This is a genomic window from Bordetella tumbae, assembly GCF_965139195.1.
Lineage (GTDB): Bacteria > Pseudomonadota > Gammaproteobacteria > Burkholderiales > Burkholderiaceae_B > Bordetella_A > Bordetella_A tumbae.
The window spans coordinates 64124-85466 of the sequence record NZ_CBCSJH010000011.1 but is presented as its reverse complement, the minus strand read 5'-3'; the positions used below and the strand labels follow the sequence as shown (position 1 = coordinate 85466).

The 21343-nt window shown below is 59.5% G+C and carries 21 protein-coding genes; 15 read left to right on the top strand and 6 right to left on the bottom strand.

Going from position 1 to position 21343, the window contains the following annotated elements:
• Positions 1–63 precede the first annotated feature (63 nt).
• Entirely contained in the window at positions 64–831 is a 768-nt protein-coding gene (locus tag ACNA0J_RS14150; protein WP_415819518.1) for an SDR family NAD(P)-dependent oxidoreductase, read from the bottom strand.
• Positions 832–834: 3 nt separating this feature from the next.
• Complete coding sequence (locus ACNA0J_RS14145) at positions 835–1638, bottom strand: NADPH-dependent F420 reductase (protein ID WP_415819517.1); 804 nt, start codon at positions 1636–1638, stop codon at positions 835–837.
• A 129-nt stretch (positions 1639–1767) separates the two neighbouring features.
• Between ACNA0J_RS14145 and ACNA0J_RS14140 the strand changes: the two genes are divergently transcribed.
• The 12 genes from ACNA0J_RS14140 (at position 1768) to ACNA0J_RS14085 (ending at position 14543) form a co-directional block, all read left to right on the top strand.
• The gene (locus ACNA0J_RS14140; RefSeq protein WP_415819515.1) at positions 1768–2703 is read left to right on the top strand and encodes a LysR family transcriptional regulator; all 936 of its coding nucleotides are present in this window, start codon (positions 1768–1770) and stop codon (positions 2701–2703) included.
• A 48-nt stretch (positions 2704–2751) separates the two neighbouring features.
• The gene (locus ACNA0J_RS14135; protein ID WP_415819514.1) at positions 2752–4578 is read left to right on the top strand and encodes an acyl-CoA dehydrogenase; all 1827 of its coding nucleotides are present in this window, start codon (positions 2752–2754) and stop codon (positions 4576–4578) included.
• 125 nt (positions 4579–4703) lie between these two features.
• Positions 4704–5345: a peroxiredoxin gene (locus ACNA0J_RS14130; RefSeq protein ID WP_415819513.1), complete on the top strand. Its 642-nt coding sequence runs from the start codon at positions 4704–4706 to the stop codon at positions 5343–5345.
• Positions 5346–5560: 215 nt separating this feature from the next.
• Complete coding sequence (locus ACNA0J_RS14125) at positions 5561–6586, top strand: sulfate ABC transporter substrate-binding protein (protein ID WP_415819512.1); 1026 nt, start codon at positions 5561–5563, stop codon at positions 6584–6586.
• Positions 6587–6607: 21 nt separating this feature from the next.
• Positions 6608–7492, top strand: coding sequence for a sulfate ABC transporter permease subunit CysT (gene cysT / locus ACNA0J_RS14120; RefSeq protein ID WP_415819511.1), 885 nt, complete (start codon positions 6608–6610; stop codon positions 7490–7492).
• On the top strand, positions 7489–8397 hold the full coding sequence (cysW, locus tag ACNA0J_RS14115) for a sulfate ABC transporter permease subunit CysW (RefSeq protein ID WP_415819510.1): 909 nt from the start codon (positions 7489–7491) through the stop codon (positions 8395–8397). The genes cysT and cysW overlap by 4 nt, the downstream gene beginning before the upstream one ends.
• A gap of 13 nt (positions 8398–8410) precedes the next feature.
• A complete protein-coding gene (locus ACNA0J_RS14110; protein WP_415819509.1) occupies positions 8411–9472 on the top strand; it encodes a sulfate/molybdate ABC transporter ATP-binding protein in 1062 nt (353 codons plus the stop codon).
• Between the two features lie 2 nt (positions 9473–9474).
• Entirely contained in the window at positions 9475–10227 is a 753-nt protein-coding gene (locus ACNA0J_RS14105) for a phosphoadenylyl-sulfate reductase (protein ID WP_415819508.1), read from the top strand.
• A gap of 10 nt (positions 10228–10237) precedes the next feature.
• Positions 10238–11146 carry a sulfate adenylyltransferase subunit CysD gene (cysD, locus tag ACNA0J_RS14100; RefSeq protein WP_094820423.1) on the top strand — a complete coding sequence of 303 codons (909 nt, stop codon included), beginning with the start codon at positions 10238–10240 and terminating at the stop codon, positions 11144–11146.
• Positions 11147–11166: 20 nt separating this feature from the next.
• Positions 11167–12468, top strand: a complete 1302-nt coding sequence (locus ACNA0J_RS14095) for a sulfate adenylyltransferase subunit 1 (protein WP_415819506.1) — start codon at positions 11167–11169, stop codon at positions 12466–12468.
• A 314-nt stretch (positions 12469–12782) separates the two neighbouring features.
• Complete coding sequence (locus ACNA0J_RS14090; RefSeq protein ID WP_415819505.1) at positions 12783–14042, top strand: PA0069 family radical SAM protein; 1260 nt, start codon at positions 12783–12785, stop codon at positions 14040–14042.
• A gap of 12 nt (positions 14043–14054) precedes the next feature.
• Positions 14055–14543 (top strand): hypothetical protein, encoded by a 489-nt coding sequence (locus ACNA0J_RS14085; RefSeq protein WP_415819504.1) that lies wholly within the window; start codon positions 14055–14057, stop codon positions 14541–14543.
• A 95-nt stretch (positions 14544–14638) separates the two neighbouring features.
• Here the strand turns inward: ACNA0J_RS14085 and ACNA0J_RS14080 are convergent, their stop codons facing one another.
• The gene (locus ACNA0J_RS14080) at positions 14639–15511 is read right to left on the bottom strand and encodes an EamA family transporter (RefSeq protein WP_415819503.1); all 873 of its coding nucleotides are present in this window, start codon (positions 15509–15511) and stop codon (positions 14639–14641) included.
• A gap of 263 nt (positions 15512–15774) precedes the next feature.
• On the opposite strand from ACNA0J_RS14080, the gene rplS reads away from it, so the two are divergent.
• Positions 15775–16155, top strand: a complete 381-nt coding sequence (rplS, locus tag ACNA0J_RS14075; protein WP_415819502.1) for a 50S ribosomal protein L19 — start codon at positions 15775–15777, stop codon at positions 16153–16155.
• Positions 16156–16261: 106 nt separating this feature from the next.
• Entirely contained in the window at positions 16262–17011 is a 750-nt protein-coding gene (locus ACNA0J_RS14070) for a CoA pyrophosphatase (RefSeq protein WP_415819501.1), read from the top strand.
• Between the two features lie 26 nt (positions 17012–17037).
• Here the strand turns inward: ACNA0J_RS14070 and rsgA are convergent, their stop codons facing one another.
• Together rsgA and ACNA0J_RS14060 are read right to left on the bottom strand one after the other, a co-directional pair.
• Positions 17038–17949 carry a ribosome small subunit-dependent GTPase A gene (rsgA, locus tag ACNA0J_RS14065; RefSeq protein ID WP_415819500.1) on the bottom strand — a complete coding sequence of 304 codons (912 nt, stop codon included), beginning with the start codon at positions 17947–17949 and terminating at the stop codon, positions 17038–17040.
• Positions 17946–19205, bottom strand: coding sequence for a M48 family metallopeptidase (locus ACNA0J_RS14060; protein ID WP_415819499.1), 1260 nt, complete (start codon positions 19203–19205; stop codon positions 17946–17948). Before ACNA0J_RS14060 ends, rsgA begins: the two co-directional genes overlap by 4 nt.
• A 49-nt stretch (positions 19206–19254) precedes the next feature.
• On the opposite strand from ACNA0J_RS14060, the gene orn reads away from it, so the two are divergent.
• Positions 19255–19800 (top strand): oligoribonuclease, encoded by a 546-nt coding sequence (gene orn / locus ACNA0J_RS14055; RefSeq protein ID WP_415819498.1) that lies wholly within the window; start codon positions 19255–19257, stop codon positions 19798–19800.
• A gap of 584 nt (positions 19801–20384) precedes the next feature.
• Here orn and paaX read toward each other — a convergent pair.
• Positions 20385–21317, bottom strand: a complete 933-nt coding sequence (gene paaX, locus ACNA0J_RS14050) for a phenylacetic acid degradation operon negative regulatory protein PaaX (RefSeq protein ID WP_415819497.1) — start codon at positions 21315–21317, stop codon at positions 20385–20387.
• Between the last annotated feature and the right edge of the window lie 26 nt (positions 21318–21343).

Sequence of the window (21343 nt, the reverse complement as noted above, 5' to 3'; positions counted from 1 at the left end):
CTCTGCACGCCCGTTTTGTTTTTTATCTTGGCGCGGTGTGAGGCTCTACTCCTCTCGCCGGGGTCAGAGCTTATATCCGCCGCTTGCCTCGATGACCTGAGCAGTCACCCACCGGCCTTCGTCGGAAGCCAGAAACGCCACCACTGCTGCGATGTCCGAGGTCTCTCCGAATCGTTCCAGCGCGGTGTCGGCTTCAATCATTTTCACCATGTCCGCATTCTCGCGGATGGCGGCGTTCATGTCGGTTCTTATCCAGCCCGGCGCGACGGCGTTTACCGTGATCCCGCGCGGCCCTAATTCCATCGCGAGCGTGTGGGTCAGGTTGTTGATGGCCGCCTTGGCCATAGAGTAGATGGGAACCGCCTGTAGTGGCCTCGCCCCGGCCGCGGATGAAATGTTGATGATACGTCCGCCGTCGGCAAGCCGGTTCAGCGCGGCCTGAACGATAAAAAACGGCGCACGGGCATGGACTGCGAACATGGTGTTCCAATTGTCGGGTGTCGCGTCTGCGAGGCCGCCCCATCCCGAATTGCCGGCATTGTTGACCACGATGTCGAGCGCTGTGCTGCCCTTTCTGTTGGCGAGTTCGCTGTCGAGCTGTTCGAATAGCGCCGGGATAGCCTCGGCGTTGACCAGGTCCGCTTGAAGCGCGAATGCGCTGCCGCCAGCTCTCTCGATGGCCATTACCGCATCCTTGGCGCCCGCTCGATTCTGACTGTAGGTCATGGCGACGGTCGCACCATCCGCCGCGAGCCGCTCGGCAATTGCCCGTCCAATGCCTCGTGAACCGCCCGTTACCAGCGCCGTCTTATTGGCTAGTGTTTTCAGCATGGGTTACCTCTGGACGGTATCGGCACTGGCGAGCTCAAGGAACAGGGCGACATGGATCGGCGGGAGCCCCTGCAACGTTCCTCCGATCGGTGACGGACGCTCCGTCTTGTCGATCAGTTGCTGTGCGGCGGTGGGGGAGATGGGCTGGCCCGGGCGCAGATAGGCCTGTTTCGCCTCATTTTCTGTCAACCCCTGCGCAATGTCGGGGACATAGGGCCAGAAATAGATCGGTGTGTTGGGTTCGATGCGCCAACTGTCGGCTAGCGAACCAGTGTCGACGACGTCATAGCCGACTGCCTGAATAAAACGCGTGACGGCTTGCTTGGCAGCAGTATCGTCGCCGGCGATGGGCAGGGTGGTTCGTTCGACGTGGCCTTTTGGCCGGGCGCTGTACTGCATATGGTGCCAGCCGAGGTTGTGAACCCCTTTGACCACTTTGGCGCCCTCCAGATGCTGTTGCACCAGTTCGCTTGACGTCAGATCCCCATTGTCGAGATCGGCCCTGCGGAAGTCTCCCATACCGGGATAGTAGTTGGTCTGGTCGAGGACGACTTTCCCTGCGAGCTTGTTGGCTGGCAGAGTCTCGAACGTCGCCAATGGAATCGCGAGCGAGACGATATCCGCGGCCGCAATGGCTTCTTCAACCGTTCCTGCGCGCGCCAGCGGGCCAAGCGCCTGGACCAGGTCTGAGAGCGATTCAGGACCCCGAGAATTGCTGAGTACGACCTGATATCCCGCCGAGACGGCCAGATGGGCGACGGCTTTGCCTACGAGGCCCGAACCGATGATGCCGAGTGTTTGAGTCATCTATGTGTCCTTTCGTTGAGAGAGCGGCGGAAACCCGCCGCCAGATTCCGTGTGACGTTTTGCATAGACCGCACTGTAAAATCGGCCATGGAATTGATAAATGGGGCTAAAAGCTACACACTGTTGTCCATGAATACATCAATCGATCTCCCCGAGATGAGAGCCTTTGTGGCGGTTGTGACCGATGGCTCCTTTACGACGGCAGCAGAGCGCCTTGGCACCGACAAGGCGCGCGTGAGCCGAATCGTTCGGCGTATGGAAGAAAAACTCGGCGCACGGCTCCTCACCCGTTCGACACGCCGCCTCAGCGTGACTGAAATCGGGCGCGATTATTTCGAGCGCGCCATGTGCATCCTGACCGCTGCGGAGGCGGCGGAGGCTGCGGTGGCACAGCAATCCAGAGAGCCCAAAGGCCTGCTCAGAGTCACAGCGGGCTCTGAGTTCGGTACGATGGTCGTCGATGGATGGATTGCAGCGTTCCTGCGGCTGGCACCGAACGTCACGGTAGAGGCGGAATATACGAACCGCCTGGTCGACATCATTCACGAAGGGATCGATGTCGCGATTCGCGTCGGTGCGCTACCGGATTCAGGGCTCTCCGCGCGCAAGCTCGGTGAAGTGGTCTACGGGCTGTATGCTGCCCCTGATTATCTGAGACGAGGGCCGATGCTGTCCGCAGTCAACGATCTGACACATCACGACCTGATCATGAAGACCTCGCGCGGCCGTCCGAATTGGATGCTGGTAAACGGACCTGATACGGAAACCGTCACAGCAGCGCCCCGCGTCGCGGTAAACAGTACGATCGCTGCAAGAAATCTGGCGCTTGCAGGGCTTGGAATCGCGCAGTTGCCTCGTTTCATGGCCGAGCCCCATGTGGGCAATGGCACGTTATCCTGCGTGCTTCCTGGCTGGGCAGAGGTCCCTGCTCCTGTTCACGCTGTATTTGCATCGAGCCGTTATATGGATCCCAAAGTGCGCAGCTTCGTGGATCTCAGTTTGAGCGCGTTCAACGACAGCGAGGCCATTCACGGCTTGCCGACAAGGCAGGCGTCAAAGGTTTAAGATTGAACAAGTGCCGCACAGCAACTGCCAACTGATTTTGGAGACACAATGCCCTACGTCACCCCATTGCAGGATTTCCGCTTTGCTCTCAAGGACTTGGCTGGCCTGGATGAGATTCTGCGGTTGCCGGGTTTTGAGGAAGTCACCCCCGATCTCGTGGACGCGATCCTGGATGAAAATGCCCGTTTTGCCGAGCAGGCCATTGCGCCATTGAATGTAGCCGGCGATACGCAGCCCCCTCAGTGGAACGACGGGCAGGTGACGACGACGCCGGGCTTTAAACAAGGATTCGCCGATTACGCGGCTAGTGGTTGGCAAGGCTTGCAGCATCCGCCGCAATGGGGCGGGCAGGGGCTGCCGAAATTGGTCGCGGCGGCACCTTGCGAGAATCTCCAGGCGGCCAATCTGGCCTTTTCCTTATGTCCCATGCTGACCGATGGCGTGATCGAGGCATTGCTGACCGTAGGCTCTGAGGCGCAGCGTCAAGCCTACGTGCCTAATCTGATTGCGGGCAAATGGACGGGGACCATGAACCTGACCGAGCCGCAGGCCGGTTCAGACCTGGCTCAGGTGGCGACCCGTGCGGTGCCTCAGGCTGATGGGACGTATCGCCTGAGTGGCCAGAAAATTTTCATTACCTACGGCGATCATGATCTGGCGGAGAACATCATTCATCTGGTGTTGGCCCGAACACCCGATGCACCTGCTGGTGTCAAAGGTATTTCCTTATTCATCGTGCCGAAATTCCTGGTCAATCAGGACGGCAGCCTGGGGGCGCGCAATGATGTGTGGTGCGCATCGCTGGAGCACAAGCTCGGCATTCATGGCAGTCCGACGGCCATTCTGCTCTACGGCTCAGGCAAGGGCGAGGCGGGCGAAGGCGCAGTGGGCTATCTGGTAGGCGAGCTCAATCGTGGCCTGGAATACATGTTCATCATGATGAATGCCGCACGTTTTGGCGTGGGGCAGCAGGGCATTGGGATATCGGAGCGGGCCTATCAACACGCATTGACCTATGCGCGCGAGCGGGTGCAGGGGCGTGCCATCGAAGGCTCCTCCGGGCCGGTGGCGATTGTCCATCACCCCGACGTGCAACGTATGTTGCTGACCATGCGGGGCCTGACCGAGGCCGCCAGGGCAGTGTCCTTTGTGGCGGCTGCGGCGCATGATAAGGGGACGCATCATCCCGATGCTGGGGTGCGAGCAAGAAATCGCGCGTTTTACGAATATCTGGTTCCGGTTGTGAAAGGATTTTCCACCGAGTCCGCCGTCGAGGTGGCATCGTTGGGGGTCCAGGTCCATGGGGGCATGGGTTTCATCGAAGAAACCGGCGCTGCCCAGTATTACCGCGACGCACGTATTCTGCCGATCTACGAAGGCACCACGGCAATTCAGGCCAACGACCTGGTGAGCCGCAAGACCCTGCGCGACGGGGGAGCGACGGCCTATGCGTGCATTGCCGCGATGAAAGACACTTTGCAGACCTTGCATACCGCCGCCGCGCGTGCCGAGCCCGACGACCGGGCCGGGTTGAATTTGCTGCGCGACAATCTGGATCTGGCGATCCAGGGTTATGACGCTGCGGTCACTTTCATCCTGGAGCAGGCGCAATCCAATGTGCGGGCGATCTACGCGGCGAGTGTGCCCTATTTGATGCTGGCCGGCATTGTGCATGGCGGGTGGCAAATGGCGCGCGCGGCGCTCGTGTGTCAGCGCCAGTTGGCCGAGGGGACGACGGACCCGTTTTATCGCAGCAAGCTTTCTACGGCGTTGTTCTATGGCGCACAGATCTTGCCACGTGCGCTGGCGCTGTCGGCATCGGTTCGTGCGGGAGGCGTGGCCAATCGCTGCGGAGCACAGTCCGATATTGCATGAAGTTATTAAACATATGCAACAAACGTATTTCCAGTGATACGGATTTGATGTAAGAATCTTCGGGTATGACTCTCGCAGTCGCTGATCATACTGATCAGCGACGCTAACTGCCACGGAGACCTTCCATGACCCAACTTCGTCTGGGCGACACCGCCCCGGATTTCGAGCAAAACACGTCCACCGGCCCGATCCGTTTTCATGAGTATTTGGGGGATAGCTGGGGCGTACTGTTTTCGCACCCGGCTGACTTCACGCCGGTTTGCACGACCGAACTCGGCTACACGGCCAAGCTGGCCGATGACTTTGCCAAGCGCAACGTGAAAGTGCTGGCCTTGTCGGTTGACGGGGTGGACTCGCACAACCAGTGGATCAACGATATCAACGAGACGCAATCCACGACGGTGAATTTCCCCATCATCGCGGACGACGATCGCAAAGTCGCCGAGCTGTATGACATGATTCACCCCAATGCCAGCGCTACGGCAACCGTGCGTTCGGTGTTCATCATTGATCCGGCCAAGAAGATCCGTTTGACCATTACCTATCCGGCCAGCACGGGGCGTAATTTCAACGAAATTCTGCGCGTGATCGATTCGCTGCAGTTGACCGATAGTCATAGCGTGGCGACGCCGGTCAACTGGCAAGACGGCGATGACGTCATCATCGTGCCGTCCCTGAAGGACGAGGCCGTGATCAAAGAGAAATTCCCGAAAGGCTACAAAGCGGTGCGCCCGTACCTGCGTATTACGCCTCAACCGAATAAGTAAATAACCAGGATGCAGATCGGCGCAACGCGTGCCGATCTGCATCAGGTGCCGCTTGCGCGCGCTCGCCTTCAGGCAGCGCNCGCTTTTTTGTTGTCGCTGCGACGGACATGCATTCTTTATTTCCAATAGCGATGAGCAATCAAAAAATGATTCTTTCCGTTTAGTTCGGCGACGCTGCACACTTGCATCCACTGTCTACAGATTCGGGTGCAAACATGCTGTATAAGAAAAAATTCTGGGCTGCATTGGCGACGGTGGCTGCGGCCTTCGTCGTGGGTTTGCCGGCTCATGCGCAAGAGAAGCAAACGTTGTTGAACGTGTCCTATGATCCTACGCGTGAGTTGTACCGTGCTGTGGATGAGGCATTCGCCAAGCAATATCAAGAAAAAGCCGGTGTGGCCCTGACCATTCGTCAATCGCACGGAGGTTCAGGTAAACAAGCACGCTCGGTCATCGACGGCCTGGACGCTGATGTAGTGACATTGGCGCTGGCGTATGACATCGACGCCATTGCCGACAAGGGCCTGTTGCCCAAAGACTGGCAAGCCCGCTTGCCGTTGAACAGCTCGCCTTACACCTCGACCATCGTTTTCCTCGTCCGCAAGGGCAACCCGAAGCAAATCCATGATTGGAATGATCTGGTCAAGGATGGCATTGAAGTCATCACGCCGAATCCGAAAACCTCGGGCGGCGCGCGCTGGAACTACCTGGCGGCCTGGGCCTATGCGCTAGAGAACAACGGCGGTGACGAAAGCAAGGCCAAGGCCTTTATCAGCGACTTGTTCAAACACGTGCCTGTGTTGGATACCGGCGCTCGCGGTGCGACGACCACGTTTGTCGAACGCGGTGTCGGGGACGTATTGCTGGCGTGGGAAAACGAAGCGTTCTTGGCCCAAGAGGAATTGGGTCCGGACAAGTTCGATATCGTCGTGCCTTCGCTGTCCATCTTGGCTGAACCGCCCGTCGCAGTCGTCGACAAGAACGTCGATCGCAAGGGCACGCGTGCCGCTGCACAAGCCTACCTGGAGTTTTTGTACACGCCAGAGGCCCAGGAAATCATTGCGCGTAATTTCTATCGTCCGACCGACAAGAACGTGGCCGAAAAGTACAGCAAGCAGTTCCCCAAAGTGAAGCTGGTGACGATTGACGATGCCATCTTCGGCGGTTGGAAAAAGGCGCAGTCCACGCACTTTAGCGATGGTGGGGTCTTTGACCAGATTTATCTGCCTAACGGTAAATAAGCCAGAGGGCGGGATGCAATCATGACTTCAGCCATGACCACGGCTGCGGGGGCGAAAGCCCCCGTTGGCCGGCAACGGAAACGACCCGGCGTCCTGCCGGGTTTTGGGCTTTCCATGGGCTTTACCGTGGTGTACCTGAGCCTGCTGGTATTGCTGCCTCTGGTGGTCCTGCCGCTCAAGAGCGCCAGTCTGGGATGGGAGGGGTTTTGGCGCGTGGTCACCACGCCGCAGGCACTGTATTCGTATCAGCTGACATTTGGTGCGGCGCTCATCGCTGCGTTGGTGAATCTGGTGTTCGGCATGGTGGTGGCGTGGGTGTTGGTGCGCTATCAGTTTCCAGGCAAGAAAATCCTGGATGCAATGGTGGATCTGCCGTTTGCGTTGCCCACGGCTGTCGCGGGGATTGCGCTGACGGCGCTCTATACCAAGACAGGTTGGCTGGGCGCGCCGCTGGAAAATTGGTTTGGCTTGAAAGTGGCGTTCTCTCCGATCGGCATTGTGGTGGCATTGGTGTTCATCGGCATTCCATTTGTCGTGCGTACCGTGCAGCCGGTGCTGGAGGACATTGAGCGTGAAATCGAAGAGGCCGCTGCCAGCCTGGGCGCCAACCGGTGGGAAACAGTGCGGCGCGTCTTGCTGCCCACCATTGTGCCTGCGTTGTTGACCGGTTTTGCCTTGGCATTTGCACGGGCAATCGGCGAATACGGCTCCGTCGTGTTCATTGCGGGTAATCGGCCAATGGTGACTGAGATTACTCCCTTGCTGATCATGTCGAAGCTGGAGCAGTTCGATTATGTCGGCGCTGCCGCGATCGCCACAGTGATGCTCGCCATCTCATTCGTCTTGCTGTTGTTCATTAACTTGTTGCAAGGTTGGCAAGCCCGACGTGGCAGGAGGTTTGCATGAGTTCTGCCGTGACGGATCGTCCCAATCACCTCACAGAGCCGCGCTGGGTGCGCGGACTGTTGCTCGGGGTCGCGCTGGCATTTTTGACACTGTTCTTGCTGTTGCCTCTGGTCACGGTGTTCGTCGAGGCCTTCAAGAAAGGCTGGGCGCTTTATCTCGCAGCGATCACCGAGCCCGATGCCTGGAGTGCAATTCAGTTGACGCTGTGGGTGGCGGCCATCTCGCTGGTGGTGAACCTGGTTTTCGGTGTGGCTGCGGCCTGGGCGATCGCAAAGTTCGAATTCCGCGGCAAACAGTTGTTGATCACCTTGATCGATTTGCCGTTTTCCGTGTCGCCGGTCGTCGCAGGGCTGGTATTCGTCGTGTTGTTTGGTTCGCAAAGCTGGATGTGGCCCTTTCTGGAGGATCACAACTTGAAGATCGTCTATGCCGTGCCTGGCGTGGTGTTGGCGACCTTGTTCGTGACCTTTCCCTTTATCGCCCGTGAGTTGATTCCGCTGATGCAGGCGCAGGGCAGCGAAGAGGAACAGGCAGCGTTGACATTGGGCGCAAGCGGCTGGCAGATATTCTGGCGTGTGACGTTGCCCAATATCAAATGGGGCCTGCTCTACGGTGCGATCCTGTGTAACGCCCGTGCGATGGGAGAGTTCGGAGCGGTATCTGTGGTGTCGGGCCATATACGCGGGATGACCAATACGCTGACGCTGCACGTCGAGATTCTGTACGGTGAGTATCAGTTTGCGGCCTCGTTTGCCGTGGCGTCGCTATTGGCGTTGCTGGCCCTGGTGACGCTGGTGATCAAAAACGTGGTCGAGTGGCGTAGCGCACGGCCCGATAGTGTCGATCAACCGATGGAGGCTCGCGCAGCCGCACCGGTTGCGGCGCCTCAGCCGACAACGGCATGATGGAGTTCCTGGCATGAGTATTGAAGTCAAAAATCTTTCGCGTCGCTTTGGTGATTTTCGTGCCCTGGACGACGTCTCTCTGCATATCGAAACCGGTGAGTTGGTAGCGTTGCTAGGCCCTTCCGGTTGCGGGAAAACGACCCTGCTGCGCATTATTGCGGGCTTGGAAACTGCCGACACAGGAAGTGTCCTGTTTGCTGGGGAGGATGCTACAGACGTGGACGTGCGCCATCGTCAGGTCGGCTTTGTGTTCCAGCACTATGCGCTCTTTAAGCACATGACTGTGTTTGAGAACGTGGCGTTCGGTCTGCGGGTCAAGCGTCGCGCACAGCGCCCCAGTGAAACGCAGATCCGTCAGAAAGTGCACGAGTTGTTGAACCTGGTGCAGTTGGATTGGCTGGCGGATCGTTATCCGGCGCAGTTATCAGGTGGGCAGCGCCAGCGTATCGCGCTGGCTCGTGCATTGGCCGTCGAGCCGCGGGTGTTGTTGCTGGACGAACCCTTTGGTGCGTTGGATGCCAAGGTGCGCAAGGAACTGCGCCGCTGGCTGCGCCGTCTGCATGACGAGTTGCATGTGGCAAGCGTGTTCGTCACGCACGACCAGGAAGAGGCCCTGGAAGTCGCGGACCGTGTGGTGTTGATGAATGCCGGCCGCATCGAGCAGGTAGGCACGCCGCGCGAAGTCTGGGAGCACCCGGCCACACCATTCGTGTATGGGTTCTTGGGCGACGTCAATCAGTTGGCCGGTCATGCGACCAATGGCGTCTGGCATGCACATGGCGTCGAGCTGCCAGCCCCCGATCTGGCCAAGGCCCATCAGCAGCAGGCGATTGCCTATGTGCGTCCGCACGAGATTGATCTCGCGCGTGACAACGGTTTGGGGCAGGGGATTCCCGTGCGCCTGAACCATGTGTATTTAGCTGGCCCGAGCGCCTATCTGGAACTGGAACGTCAGGATATCCAGGCCACGATCGAAGCTCAGGTGCCGGAGCAACTCTATCGTGAACTTGAACTGAAGGAAGGTGAAAGCTTGCTGGCGCGACCGCGCCGTGCTCGAGTTTTTGCCGCGGCATAACTATGACAGTCATTGATTCCGCACTAGACCCGGCCGTGGCCATGCGTTGGCAGGCGTTGCAAGAACGTCTGGCCGAAATTGCCCGGCAGTATCCCGACGCCGCGCTGGCATCGTCACTGGCGGCCGAGGATATGTTGTTGACGCACGCTATCTACGATGGCGGCTTTCCGTTAGAGGTATTTACCTTGGACACTGGCCGTCTGCATGCAGAAACGCTAGGCATGATCGACGCCGTGCGCGAGCGCTACGGCCGTGAGTTGACGATCTATTGCCCCGATGCCGAGGCGGTGGATCAGTATGTGAAAACGCACGGAGCCCATGCTTTCTATGAAAGTGTGGACCTGCGCAAGTCCTGTTGCCAGATCCGCAAGGTCGATCCCTTGAAGCGCGCTCTGGCAGGCCGTGGCGCCTGGATCACAGGGCAGCGCCGTGCTCAGGCCGCCACGCGCGGCGAGCTGCCGGAGGCCGAGCAAGACCCCGTGTTCGGCCTGTACAAATACAACCCCCTGGCCGCCTGGAGCGAAGAAGACGTGTGGCATGTCATTCGCGCTCTGGACATCCCCTACAACCCGTTGCATGACCAAGGCTATCCCTCGATCGGCTGTGAGCCTTGCACGCGCGCCATTCGCCCGGGCGAGGACGTGCGGGCGGGACGGTGGTGGTGGGAATCATCCGACTCGAAAGAGTGCGGCCTTCATGCGGGCAACCGAGTGATCTCGGTCGTCGCGGCACAAGAAAAATCGACTTCTGTATAAAAGGAAAATCATGTCTGTCGTTCTCAATCGCAGCCATCTCGATTGGCTGGAATCCGAAGCGATTTACATCCTGCGCGAAGTGGCGGCCGAATGCGCCAAACCCGTGTTGCTGTTCTCCGGGGGCAAGGATTCGGTCGTGCTGTTGCGGCTCGCGGAAAAAGCCTTCCGCCCGGGCCGGTTTCCGTTTCCGCTGATGCATATCGACACGGGCCATAATTTTGACGAAGTGATTGCATTTCGCGATCAACGTGCCGCCGAGCTGGGTGAGACCCTGATCGTGCGCAGCGTTGAGGACTCCATTCGCCGCGGCAGTGTGGTGTTGCGACGCGAGACCGACTCACGCAACGCCGCACAAGCAGTCACGCTGCTGGAGTCGATCGAAGAGTTCGGCTTTGATGCATGTATCGGCGGCGCACGTCGCGACGAAGAAAAGGCGCGTGCGAAAGAGCGTATTTTTTCGTTCCGCGATGAGTTCGGTCAATGGGACCCCAAGGCTCAGCGCCCCGAGTTGTGGAATCTCTTCAACACCCGTGTGCACAAGGGCGAAAACATGCGGGTGTTTCCGATTTCGAACTGGACCGAATTGGATGTGTGGCAATACATCCAGCGCGAACAGTTGGCGCTGCCGTCGATCTACTACAGCCATCAACGCGACGTCGTGCGCCGCAAGGGCCTGCTCGTGCCCGTGACGCCGCTGACGCCGCCGCAGGACGGCGAGCAAGTCGAAAACCTGGCCGTGCGATTTCGCACGGTGGGCGATATCTCTTGCACGTGCCCCGTGGCGTCTGATGCTGCCGATCCCTTGGCCATTATTGCCGAGACAGCTGTGACCGATATTACCGAGCGCGGTGCGACGCGCATGGATGACCAGACTTCCGAGGCCTCGATGGAGCGCCGCAAGAAAGAAGGCTATTTCTGAACTGATTACCGGACTTCGACATGAATGCTGTGAATGACTCTTTTTTGCCGGACACCGACAATGGTGTTCTGCGTCTGATTACGGCCGGCTCGGTAGATGACGGTAAATCGACCTTGATCGGGCGTTTGCTGTATGACAGCAAGGGCGTGTTTGCCGATCAGCTGGATGCGATCTCCCGCGCTAAATACAAGCGCGTGGCGGGTGACGGGATTGATTTCTCGTTGTTGACTGACGGCCTGGAGGCCGAACGTGAGCAGGGAATTACGATCGATGTGGCCTACCGCTATTTCTCGACCCCGCTGCGCAAGTTCATCGTGGCCGATGCCCCGGGGCACGAGCAGTACACACGCAATATGGTGACCGGCGCATCGACCGCCGATGCCGCGATCATCCTGATCGACGCGACGCGGGCTGCCGATGGCCAACTGCTGACGCAGACCAAGCGCCATAGCACCATTGCTCATTTGCTCGGCATTCGCCATATCGTGGTGGCGGTCAACAAGATGGATCTGGTTGACTGGGATCAAGCGGTATTCGAACGCATCCGTGATGCGTATGCGGAGCTCGCGCGCCGCCTGAATATCGCGCACTATCACGTGCTGCCGTTGTCAGCGCTCGAAGGCGACAACGTCGTCAATCGTTCGGATAAAACGCCGTGGTATGACGGCCCGCCGCTGTTGAGTCTGCTGGAACAGCTGGGTGGCACCGATAGCGAAGCAGCCGTGCGTCCATTGCGGTTTCCCGTCCAATGGGTGTCGCGTCATGGTGGCGATAGTGCAGAGGATTTTCGTGGTTATGCCGGCCGTATCGCCAGTGGCGAATTGCGTCCCGGCGATGACGTGGTGATTCAGCCGTCCGGCGTTGCCGCGCGTGTGAAAGAGGTTCTGGCATTCGATCGCGCTGTAGACGTCGCGGTTGCCGGTGATTCCGTCACTGTCGTGCTGGATCGCGATGTGGATGTGTCGCGCGGCGATGTGTTGTCGCATGCTGCAGCCCCCGCGCGCGTGGGGCGTGAGTTCGAGGCGGAGTTGTGCTGGTTGGATACGCAAGCCTTGAATCCCGCTCGCAAGTATTTGCTCAAGCATGGCACGCGTCTGACGTCGGCCAAGATTCGCGGCGTGTTGACGCATCGTGATATTCACGAGTTGCAAGAAGTCGAAAACCACAGCGGCACCTTGAACATGAATGAGATTGGCCGTGTGTCGTTTGCGACGCGTGAAGCATTAGCGGTCGATCGTTATACCGATGCGCCGGCAACGGGAGCATTCATTCTGATCGACGAGGCAACACATCAAACTGCAGCTGCAGGCATGCTGCGTTAAGTCGTCGCCTGTCTTCGAGCGAGTCAGAATTCATCACACACTGCTCGTGAGTTCGATTCGAACTGGCGTCGCTGTCTGAATGCCCAGGCCGTGATTCTTGTTGGGACGAAAATGAGCCTCATTGGCCGCCGCCCGTAGGGGAGGCGGCCTGTTGTTTTTAGGCTAAACCCAATATCCATGCGGGTTTCCGGCCGATTTCCAAAGTATGAAATCGATTCTTCAGACGGCGGGCCCGTCTTGGGGTAAAGTGAGATTTCGCTCGATGAGGGCATTTGGGGCTTGCTGAAAGTACTGGTTTTTTGTACAGTACTTTCATGGAACGCACCAATCACGTTTTTCCCGCCGGTTCTGGGTCCCCGGCTGCCGCCCCCGCCGCCTTGCGCGGCCGGGGAGCGGTTACTAATGTTCGGCATCGATTCGAACAGACCGAGCGTGAGCCCGCCGATGACGGCTGGTCCAGTGGTCAGGTGGCGGCTTCCCAGGACGATGTCTCTGATGCCGATATCGCCGGTGGTTACATTCCCATCGTTGCCGAATCGACACTCAAGACCACAGTGACGTCCGAACAGGCGCGCAAGCTCCTGTCACGTAACGATTCTCCCGATATTCCCTTTGATGTAGCCGTGAACCCCTATCGTGGGTGCGAGCATGGCTGCGTTTATTGTTACGCCCGGCCGACTCACGCCTACCTGGGGTATTCCCCCGGGCTGGATTTCGAGACGCGCCTGATCGCCAAGGCCAATGCCGTCGATGTGTTGCGAACCGAGCTGTCGCGCCCGGGATATCGCGTCTCGCCGATCAATATCGGCTCGGCGACGGATGTATATCAGCCCATCGAGCGCGAATGGCAATTGACGCGCGGTGTGCTCGAGCTTTTGCTGCAAACGCGGCATCCCGCCACGATCGTCACCAAAAACGCCCTGATTGAACGTGATCTGGATCTGTTACAGCCCTTGGCAGAACAACGGTTGATTACGGTGTACGTCAGCGTCACGACCCTGGATACAGAGATGGCGCGCACCCTCGAGCCGCGTGCGTCTGCCCCTTGGAGACGCATTCAGGCCGTGCGCACCCTGGCCAACGCCGGGGTGCCTGTGGGTGTGCTGGTGGCGCCCATTATTCCGTTTATCAACGACGAGTCTCTCGAACGCATCTTGCAGGACGCACGCCAGGCAGGCGCCTGCTATGCCAGCTATACCGTGCTGCGCTTGCCCTGGGAGGTCAAGGCCGTTTTCCAGGAATGGCTGGAGGCCCATTTCCCCGATCGCGCGCAACGCGTGCTGCACCGCATCGAGGATATGCGCAATGGCCGACGCAACGACCCTCAATTTGGCACGCGTATGCGCGGCACGGGCCTGTGGGCCAATTTGCTGCGCCAGCGTTTCAACTTGGCCGTACGCAAACTGGGGTTGAATACCACTCGTCCCCAGTTGGTCACGCATTTGTTCCAAGCGCCCAGGGCGGTCAGCCCGGCGTCCTCTGTCTCGGCTGCTTCGGTAGCAGGGCAGGGTTCATCCCGGCAATCGAAATCCTCGTCGCCGCTTTCGTCTTCACCGCAGTTAGCGCTGTTCTAACCGGAGCCTTTCATGTCCACTGCCACGCTTGCTTCCGATACCGTTGTTTCTTTGCCTTCGCGGCTGCCGACCTGGGTGCCACGCATTTTGGCGCGAGCCGCGGTCGGCGTGCTGCGTCAGCCCGCCAAATGGCCTTTTTCTTCTGGTTTGTCTCAGGGGCGTCATCGCGCCTTGGCGCCAGCTGCGCAATCGGATGTCATCGGTTCTTCCGCCGTTGCCCAGCCGATAGACGCACCGGCCGTTGATGTTCAGCCAGTCGTTCAGCCGACGCCAGCTGCTCGGATTTCTCAGCCGATCGTGAGTGCTGCTCAGGCCCAAATGTCCGCCGCTGCACTCCCGATGGATACGATGGCCGCGCACAGCCAGTCCATGGGGACGGCCAGCCGAGCCTTGAGCCAGGGCGTGACCATGCGCCAAATGGTGGGCGATGTCTTGCTGGTCGCGATGTGGGGAGCGTTGATTCCGGGGTTGATGTGGCTGGGGGCGGCCGCTGGGTTTTGAGCTTTCCCGCGCTGAGGGTGAGTGGGCCCTATACGGCAGTTTTCCCTAAGGCGTCCAGACCTCATCTGCGCAGCAGCGGCTGTTCGGAAACGCTTCTAACTAGACCCGAGCAGGATAACGCCCGCCAGAATGGCCAAGCATCCCAGTAGCCGTCCGACGCCGACTTTTTCCCTCAGGAGAAACATGCCGGCGAGGGTGCCCAGCATCATCGACATTTCCCGGGCAGGGGCGACCAGGCTTAACGGTGCGCCGTTGCGCAGGGCATAGAGCACCAGGATATAGCCCAGCGGCGACAGCAGACCGACGGCCCATGCGAGGCGCCAATATCCCCGCATGGCTTGCCAATTTTCCGCACGGCGCTTCATGACGTGTGGCGCCATCATGACGGTACGCGTGGCACACGTGAACCAGTCAAAGAGCACCGGCATGATTAACAGCACCTTGACGCCATAGGCGTCTACGACGGTATACGTCGCGATGAACAGGCCGATGACGATGCCCCAGCGCACCCCCAGCCATGCCTGAGGCTGGCGGAATAACGACAGTTTGCCTTGCGTAGCAATCAGCAGCACGCCGCCGACGACGCACAGCATACCGATGATCCCCGTTGTCGTTGCGGGCTCACCCAGTAGTAAAAAGGCGCCGGTGGTAGACAAGAGCGGGCCCGTGCCGCGGGCAATGGGATATACCACCGACAGATCCGCGACCTGATAGCCGCGTTGCAGACAGAGGCTGTAACCCAGATGCAGGGCGCTGGACGCCAGGATGCACACAATGACGGGCCAGCTCCAGACCATCCCTTCGTGCAGCAGGATCCATATCACCCAGGGGGCGTATAACAGGGTGGCGCATAGCCCATAGGCAAAGACAAATACTGGCCCCACCATCGCGGCCCGCTTGGCCAACAGATTCCACGAGGCGTGGGCCATGGCCGCCAAAACGACCAATATCAGGGACGCGTAAGACATGGGTGCGGCAGTTGCTATATATGACAGAAATATGACATTTAGATGTGCAAGGGTACTGCTAAAACCGCCTAAAAAGGGGACGGTGTTGCACGAGGCGTGGGATTTCCACCCGCGTGCGGGCGGTATGTACGTAAAGTGTTGATTTGATGTAGAATGCTGGGTTTACCACAAACCTCATCCTCTGCTTGCGTACAGCAAAGGTCCCGGCCCTGGTCGGCGCCCCATGCAAAAACAGCGCAAGGCACGATGATCTCGGAGTTCTCATGAACCTCATCGCTATCCTGGAACAGGAAGAAATCAAGCGCCTGACCGGCGACAAGACCGTACCCGAATTCGCCCCTGGCGATACCGTCGTGGTCAGCGTCAACGTCGTTGAAGGCACTCGCAAACGTGTGCAGGCCTACGAAGGAGTCGTGATTGCCAAGCGCAACCGCGGCCTGAATTCGTCCTTCATCGTGCGCAAGATCTCGTCCGGCGAAGCCGTCGAGCGTACGTTCCAACTGTATTCCCCGCAAATCGCCGGCATCGAAGTCAAGCGCCGCGGTGATGTGCGTCGTGCCAAGCTGTACTACCTGCGCAGCCGCTCGGGCAAGTCGGCTCGTATCAAAGAAAAGCTGGTCATCAAGCAAGCCAAATCGGCTTGATTGGTCTCGGTGTGATGCCCGCTCAGGCAGGATCACACCGCGCTTCCCGGCGATCCGGGTTAAAAAGGCACCTATCAAGGTGCCTTTTTTAACGCTTGTAGCAGGTATGCCCGACCCTTCGTCTCGTCCCCGCCGGCCTCCCGCCGTCATGCAATTCGATCCCGCCGCTCAGCCCTGGCAGCCCGCTGATGCCGGTCTGACCGCTATCGCGCCCGATCTGCTCGTGCCTCAACGATTGCGTGGGGTGCTGAGCCACGCAGGACCGTGGCCCCAGGATCCGCTAGGTTCGACCGAATACCGCCACCCCGGACGCGAGGGTACGCCAGTATTGGCAGCGGTCTTGATCCCCATGGTTGTTCATCCCGAAGGGGTGAGCATCATGCTGACGCAACGTACGGCACACTTGTACGATCATGCCGGCCAGATCAGTTTTCCGGGCGGGCGTGTGGAAACGACGGATGCGTCGCCCATCGCGACGGCGTTACGCGAGGCCGAAGAAGAAACCGGCCTGTCTGCCGAGTATGTCGACGTGCTGGGTTCGATGCCCGCTTATTTGACGTCGACGGGGTTTTCCATCACCCCGGTGTTGTCGCTGGTGCGCCCGGGTTTCACGCTGAAGCCCGATGTCTTCGAAGTCGCCGAGATATTCGAGGTACCTCTGACTTTCTTGACGAACCCCGCCAATCACCGCCTCTATCGAGGGCCATTGCCCGATGGACGCGAAAGGCTGTATTACGCCATGCCCTGGCATCAGTACTTTATTTGGGGGGCCACGGCGGGCATGTTGCGCAACCTGTATCACATGCTGCGCCATGGGTTGACGGCTGACATGGGTGGGGCGTCATTCGGGCGGTGACCATGCAAGTCCCTTTCCCAATCAGGTCAATAGCGCTGCTGTGCGGCCTCGCTTTCTTCGAGGATGCGCCGATACAGCGCATAACGCCCTGCATCGATCTCCCCTGCCTGTAGTGCCGCCACGACGCCGCAGCCCGGCTCGTGCCGGTGCGTGCAGTTATAAAAACGGCAACGTTCAATATGCGCGGTGAATTCCGGGAATCCTCGCAAGATATCGTCGCCCGACAGGTGCTGTAAACCGAACGCTTGAAATCCCGGAGAATCAATCAAATCGCCGCCCGGCGCAGGCAAGTGATACAGGCGCGTACTCGTGGTCGTGTGTCGACCCATGTCCAACGCTGACGAGTATTCTCGCGTCGCCGCGTCGGCATCAGGCACCAGTGCATTAAGAAGCGTCGATTTGCCCATGCCGCTTTGGCCCAGCAGCAGCGTGGTTTTGCCGGCCAGCTTTTCCGCCAGTGCGGCATGTACTGAGGGCCGGTCATGAGCGCTGAGTTCGATGATGGGAACGCCTAAGGCACGCACGGACGCCAGGCGTGCGCGGGCCGCGGTGACACCGGTTTCCAGATCGACTTTGTTCAGAATGATCAGCGGCTCGATCCCGGCGCTCCACGCGCCCGCCAAGGCTCGCCCCGCCAGATCGTCTGAAAAGGTCGGTTCGACTGCGACCACGATCAGCAATTGGTCGACATTCGCCGCAAACTGCTTGGAACGCATTTCGTCCGAGCGGAATAGCAGATTGCTGCGCGGCAAAATGGCATCGATTGCCCCCTCGTCACGCCCTTGAGGGGCGACGCGTACCCTATCGCCTACGGCTGCGCCCGCTTTTTTCCCACGAGGAAAGCAATGGCGCTCCGATCCGTCGGGGAATTCCACCACATAGTGGCGGCCGTGTGCCGCAATAATGCGGCCTTCTAATGGCTGGCTGCTGGCGCTCATGCGTGCTGCGTCAGGTGGCGGATGCGCACGGCGGCGGGCGGGTGGCTATCGTAAAAGGCAGAGTGCACAGGGTCGGGAGTCAGAGTGGCGGCGTTGTCATCGTACAGTTTGACGAGCGCCGAGACGAGTTGTTCGGATGAGCTTTGGGTGGCGGCGTAACGGTCGGCCTCGAACTCGTCACGGCGAGAGTACCAACTGGCGACCGGGGTCAACATAAAGGTAAACACGGGTATTACCAAGAAAAACAGCAATAGTGCCATCGCATCATTGCGGCCATTCAGGCGTGGCAATACGCCCAACCCCTCGTAGAACCAGGGTTGTTGCGCCAACCAGCCCAGTACTGCAAAAAACAGCAGGGCGGCGCCCAGGCTCAGCACAATACGTTTGACGATGTGGCGTTTGGCAAAATGCCCCAGCTCATGCGCCAGCACAGCCTCGATCTCGTCCGCATTCAGGCGCGCCAGCAGCGTGTCGAAAAATACAATGCGGCGCGATTTGCCAAAGCCCGTGAAATACGCATTGCCATGCGCCGAGCGGCGCGAGCCGTCCATGACAAACAGGCCATTGAGCGCGAAACCGCAGCGCTGGGCCAGCTGTTTGATCCGGTTCGCCAGATCAGGGTCGGATAGCGGCGTGAATTTATTGAACAGCGGTGCAATGAAGGTCGGGAAAATGAACAGCAACAGGAGGTTGAATGCTGTCCATAAGCCCCACGCCCATAGCCACCATAGGCTGCCGGCACTCGCCATCAACCACAGAATGGCCGCTGCCAGAGGGGCGCCCAATATCAGCGACACCAGTATCCCTTTGACCAAATCCGAGGCAAACAGCCCTGGAGTCATGCGGTTAAAGCCAAAACGGGCCTCGAGTTTGAACTGACGCCACAAGGTAAAAGGCAAACCCAGCACCCCCAGCAGTAGCGCGACGCTGCCTAATAACATCAGTTGACGCAGCAGGTCGTTCGAGGTGAGCTGGGCCACTGCCAGATCGATGGCCTGCAGGCCGCCCACCAACGTCAGGGCTACCAGAATGGCCGCGTCGTACACTCGTTCCAGCATCCCCAGCCGCACGCGCGCTGCCGTGTAGTCCGCGGCACGCTGGTGGCTCGCCAGGCCGATACGTGGCGAAAACTCAGGGGGGACCAGGTCTCGGTGGCTGGCGACATGGCGGATCTGGCGCATGGCCAGCCATTGGCGCACACAGAGATCGGCAACCAGAAAGGCGACAAACAGCAGGGTCAGAGTGGTCAGTGGCACGGAATTGGCGTTACGTATGAGAAAATGTGGTGTTTTATAGGCAAATTATATGGCTGCGAACGAAAATCGCCTGGTCTGGCTCGATATGGAGATGACCGGGCTCGACCCTAGCAAAGAACGCATCATCGAAGTGGCCGTGGTGGTCACCGAACCGGACCTGACTGTTGTGGCCGAAGGTCCCGTGCTGGTCGTGCACCAGCCCGACAGTCTGCTGGATGCCATGGACAGCTGGAACAAGTCCACGCACGGTAAAAGCGGCCTGATCGACAAGGTCAAGGCATCCACCCTGAGCGAGGCTCAAGCCGAGCAAATGCTGCTGGATTTCCTGTCTCAGCATGTGCCTGCCGGGAAATCACCGCTGTGCGGCAATACCATCAGCCAGGATCGCCGCTTCATGTACGCCTACATGCCCAACCTGGAGCGTTTTTTCCACTACCGCAATCTGGATGTCAGCACCTTGAAAGAGCTGGCCCGCCGGTGGGTGCCTGCGGTGTACAAGGGCTTTGAAAAGAAAAGCAGGCACGAGGCGCTGGCGGATATTTACGAGTCCATCGACGAGTTGAAGTATTACCGTGAGCATTTCCTGAAGGTGTAGTGGTTCGAGCGTGTAGTGGTTCTTTAGGCGCCGGCGTTCGCCGTGTAAAAGGGGCACCGGCCCTATCGCACGGACTCGCCCCATNAGCAGGGGGCTCGGTCCGCTGCGCGGACTAAATCCGTGCTCNACGGGCCGGTGCCCCTTTTACACGGCAAACGCCGGCTCGCGCTGTCTTCACATTACGGGTGATTCCACCGTGACGGGTATTGAGGGTGGTGACATGGCATCTGATTGAACGGTCGTTGCTTGCCATGCATACAGGCCCCGACCATGGTGAAATGCGTCACCCCTCGGACGATCATGGTGTGCCGCAAATCATGTTAGCACCCAGGCCAACAACAGCCAGCAACGACGGCCTGCCACTACTGTGAGTTCCTGCCGGGTGCCGGGAAGCCTCGCCGGGCCGTTGAGCGCGGATTTAGCCTCGCGCAGCGAGGCCGAGCCCCCTGCTCATGGGGCGAGTCCGCGCGATAGGCCCGGCGAGGCTTCCCGGCACCCGGCAGGAACGTCTAAATAGAGACACCGATTGCACGCCCGAGACACCGCTTGCCAGCACAACCCGCAACCCATCCACCATCGCTCGCCTAGACAGCTGGCCCCCCAAACCTCGCATACACCTCATCCGACAACGGCGTATACCGCTCGTTATCCTTGCCCGCCACAGCATCGAGATACTGTTCCGAAGCATCGAACAATTTCCAGTAGATCCTGCCGCATAGCTCCCGCGCGGCGTGGCCAGGCCATTGCTCGGGCAACATGGGCACCGGCAATTGCGGGTCGTGCAAGACAATGCGCCGCCACGTATGCAGCAGCAGCATCCGTGCAGCAAAGGCGTCGGCAGGCTCGGCGGGCTCGTTCAGCAGTTTGTCCAGCGGGCCCAGCTGATCGGAAAAGTGACGGTATTGCTCAGCCAACGCGTCCAGATTCCAGCATTGGGGGGCCAGGCTCGCGATAGGAAGCCCGCCTGCGCCAGCGAGGTCACGCCCCGCCAGAACGAGCGCCTTGTCGGGAATGCCGAGTTTTTCCAGGATTTCATGCGCCGTATGAGCGTCCGCCTGGGGGTGGGCGAACAGCCCTGGCGCAATCATGGCAAAGCCCTCCCACGTCAATTCGCGGCGCAGTTCGAGGCGTTCGGACAGGGCGTTGTTGCCCAGGCGGGGTAGGGCGACGAGGGTCCAGTCTCCATCCCATTGTGCGGACGGGCCGTCGTAGATGCGTTGCGAGGCGTGGGCGGTGCGGCGGCGGCCGAGTTCGGATAGCTGATACAGGCTGCGCCGTCCATGGCGCTCGGCCTGCAGCCAGCCTTGGGCTACCAGCCGGAATACGCTGGTGCGCAGCAAACGCTCGTTGATGCCCAGGGGTTCGAGCAGCTCGATGATGCCTCCCAGCCAGATGGCGCCGCCGTGGCATGCCAAGGCATCGCCCAGCAAGCTGACGCACAGCGATTTGGCACGGGGCGGGTCGTCTTTGAGCAGTCGGGCGACGTAGCGGCCGAGGGAAGAAGGGGTGTTTGCCATCGAAATCCAGGCCGGATATCAGAATG

Excerpts from the sequence above, each read along its gene's own strand:
- ACNA0J_RS14150 (WP_415819518.1), bottom strand. The coding sequence starts at position 831 with ATGCTGAAAACACTAGCCAATAAGACGGCGCTGGTAACGGGCGGTTCA.
- ACNA0J_RS14145 (WP_415819517.1), bottom strand. The coding sequence starts at position 1,638 with ATGACTCAAACACTCGGCATCATCGGTTCGGGCCTCGTAGGCAAAGCC.
- ACNA0J_RS14140 (WP_415819515.1), top strand. The coding sequence starts at position 1,768 with ATGAATACATCAATCGATCTCCCCGAGATGAGAGCCTTTGTGGCGGTT.
- ACNA0J_RS14135 (WP_415819514.1), top strand. The coding sequence starts at position 2,752 with ATGCCCTACGTCACCCCATTGCAGGATTTCCGCTTTGCTCTCAAGGAC.
- ACNA0J_RS14130 (WP_415819513.1), top strand. The coding sequence starts at position 4,704 with ATGACCCAACTTCGTCTGGGCGACACCGCCCCGGATTTCGAGCAAAAC.
- ACNA0J_RS14125 (WP_415819512.1), top strand. The coding sequence starts at position 5,561 with ATGCTGTATAAGAAAAAATTCTGGGCTGCATTGGCGACGGTGGCTGCG.
- cysT (WP_415819511.1), top strand. The coding sequence starts at position 6,608 with ATGACTTCAGCCATGACCACGGCTGCGGGGGCGAAAGCCCCCGTTGGC.
- cysW (WP_415819510.1), top strand. The coding sequence starts at position 7,489 with ATGAGTTCTGCCGTGACGGATCGTCCCAATCACCTCACAGAGCCGCGC.
- ACNA0J_RS14110 (WP_415819509.1), top strand. The coding sequence starts at position 8,411 with ATGAGTATTGAAGTCAAAAATCTTTCGCGTCGCTTTGGTGATTTTCGT.
- ACNA0J_RS14105 (WP_415819508.1), top strand. The coding sequence starts at position 9,475 with ATGACAGTCATTGATTCCGCACTAGACCCGGCCGTGGCCATGCGTTGG.
- cysD (WP_094820423.1), top strand. The coding sequence starts at position 10,238 with ATGTCTGTCGTTCTCAATCGCAGCCATCTCGATTGGCTGGAATCCGAA.
- ACNA0J_RS14095 (WP_415819506.1), top strand. The coding sequence starts at position 11,167 with ATGAATGCTGTGAATGACTCTTTTTTGCCGGACACCGACAATGGTGTT.
- ACNA0J_RS14090 (WP_415819505.1), top strand. The coding sequence starts at position 12,783 with ATGGAACGCACCAATCACGTTTTTCCCGCCGGTTCTGGGTCCCCGGCT.
- ACNA0J_RS14085 (WP_415819504.1), top strand. The coding sequence starts at position 14,055 with ATGTCCACTGCCACGCTTGCTTCCGATACCGTTGTTTCTTTGCCTTCG.
- ACNA0J_RS14080 (WP_415819503.1), bottom strand. The coding sequence starts at position 15,511 with ATGTCTTACGCGTCCCTGATATTGGTCGTTTTGGCGGCCATGGCCCAC.
- rplS (WP_415819502.1), top strand. The coding sequence starts at position 15,775 with ATGAACCTCATCGCTATCCTGGAACAGGAAGAAATCAAGCGCCTGACC.
- ACNA0J_RS14070 (WP_415819501.1), top strand. The coding sequence starts at position 16,262 with ATGCCCGACCCTTCGTCTCGTCCCCGCCGGCCTCCCGCCGTCATGCAA.
- rsgA (WP_415819500.1), bottom strand. The coding sequence starts at position 17,949 with ATGAGCGCCAGCAGCCAGCCATTAGAAGGCCGCATTATTGCGGCACAC.
- orn (WP_415819498.1), top strand. The coding sequence starts at position 19,255 with ATGGCTGCGAACGAAAATCGCCTGGTCTGGCTCGATATGGAGATGACC.
- paaX (WP_415819497.1), bottom strand. The coding sequence starts at position 21,317 with ATGGCAAACACCCCTTCTTCCCTCGGCCGCTACGTCGCCCGACTGCTC.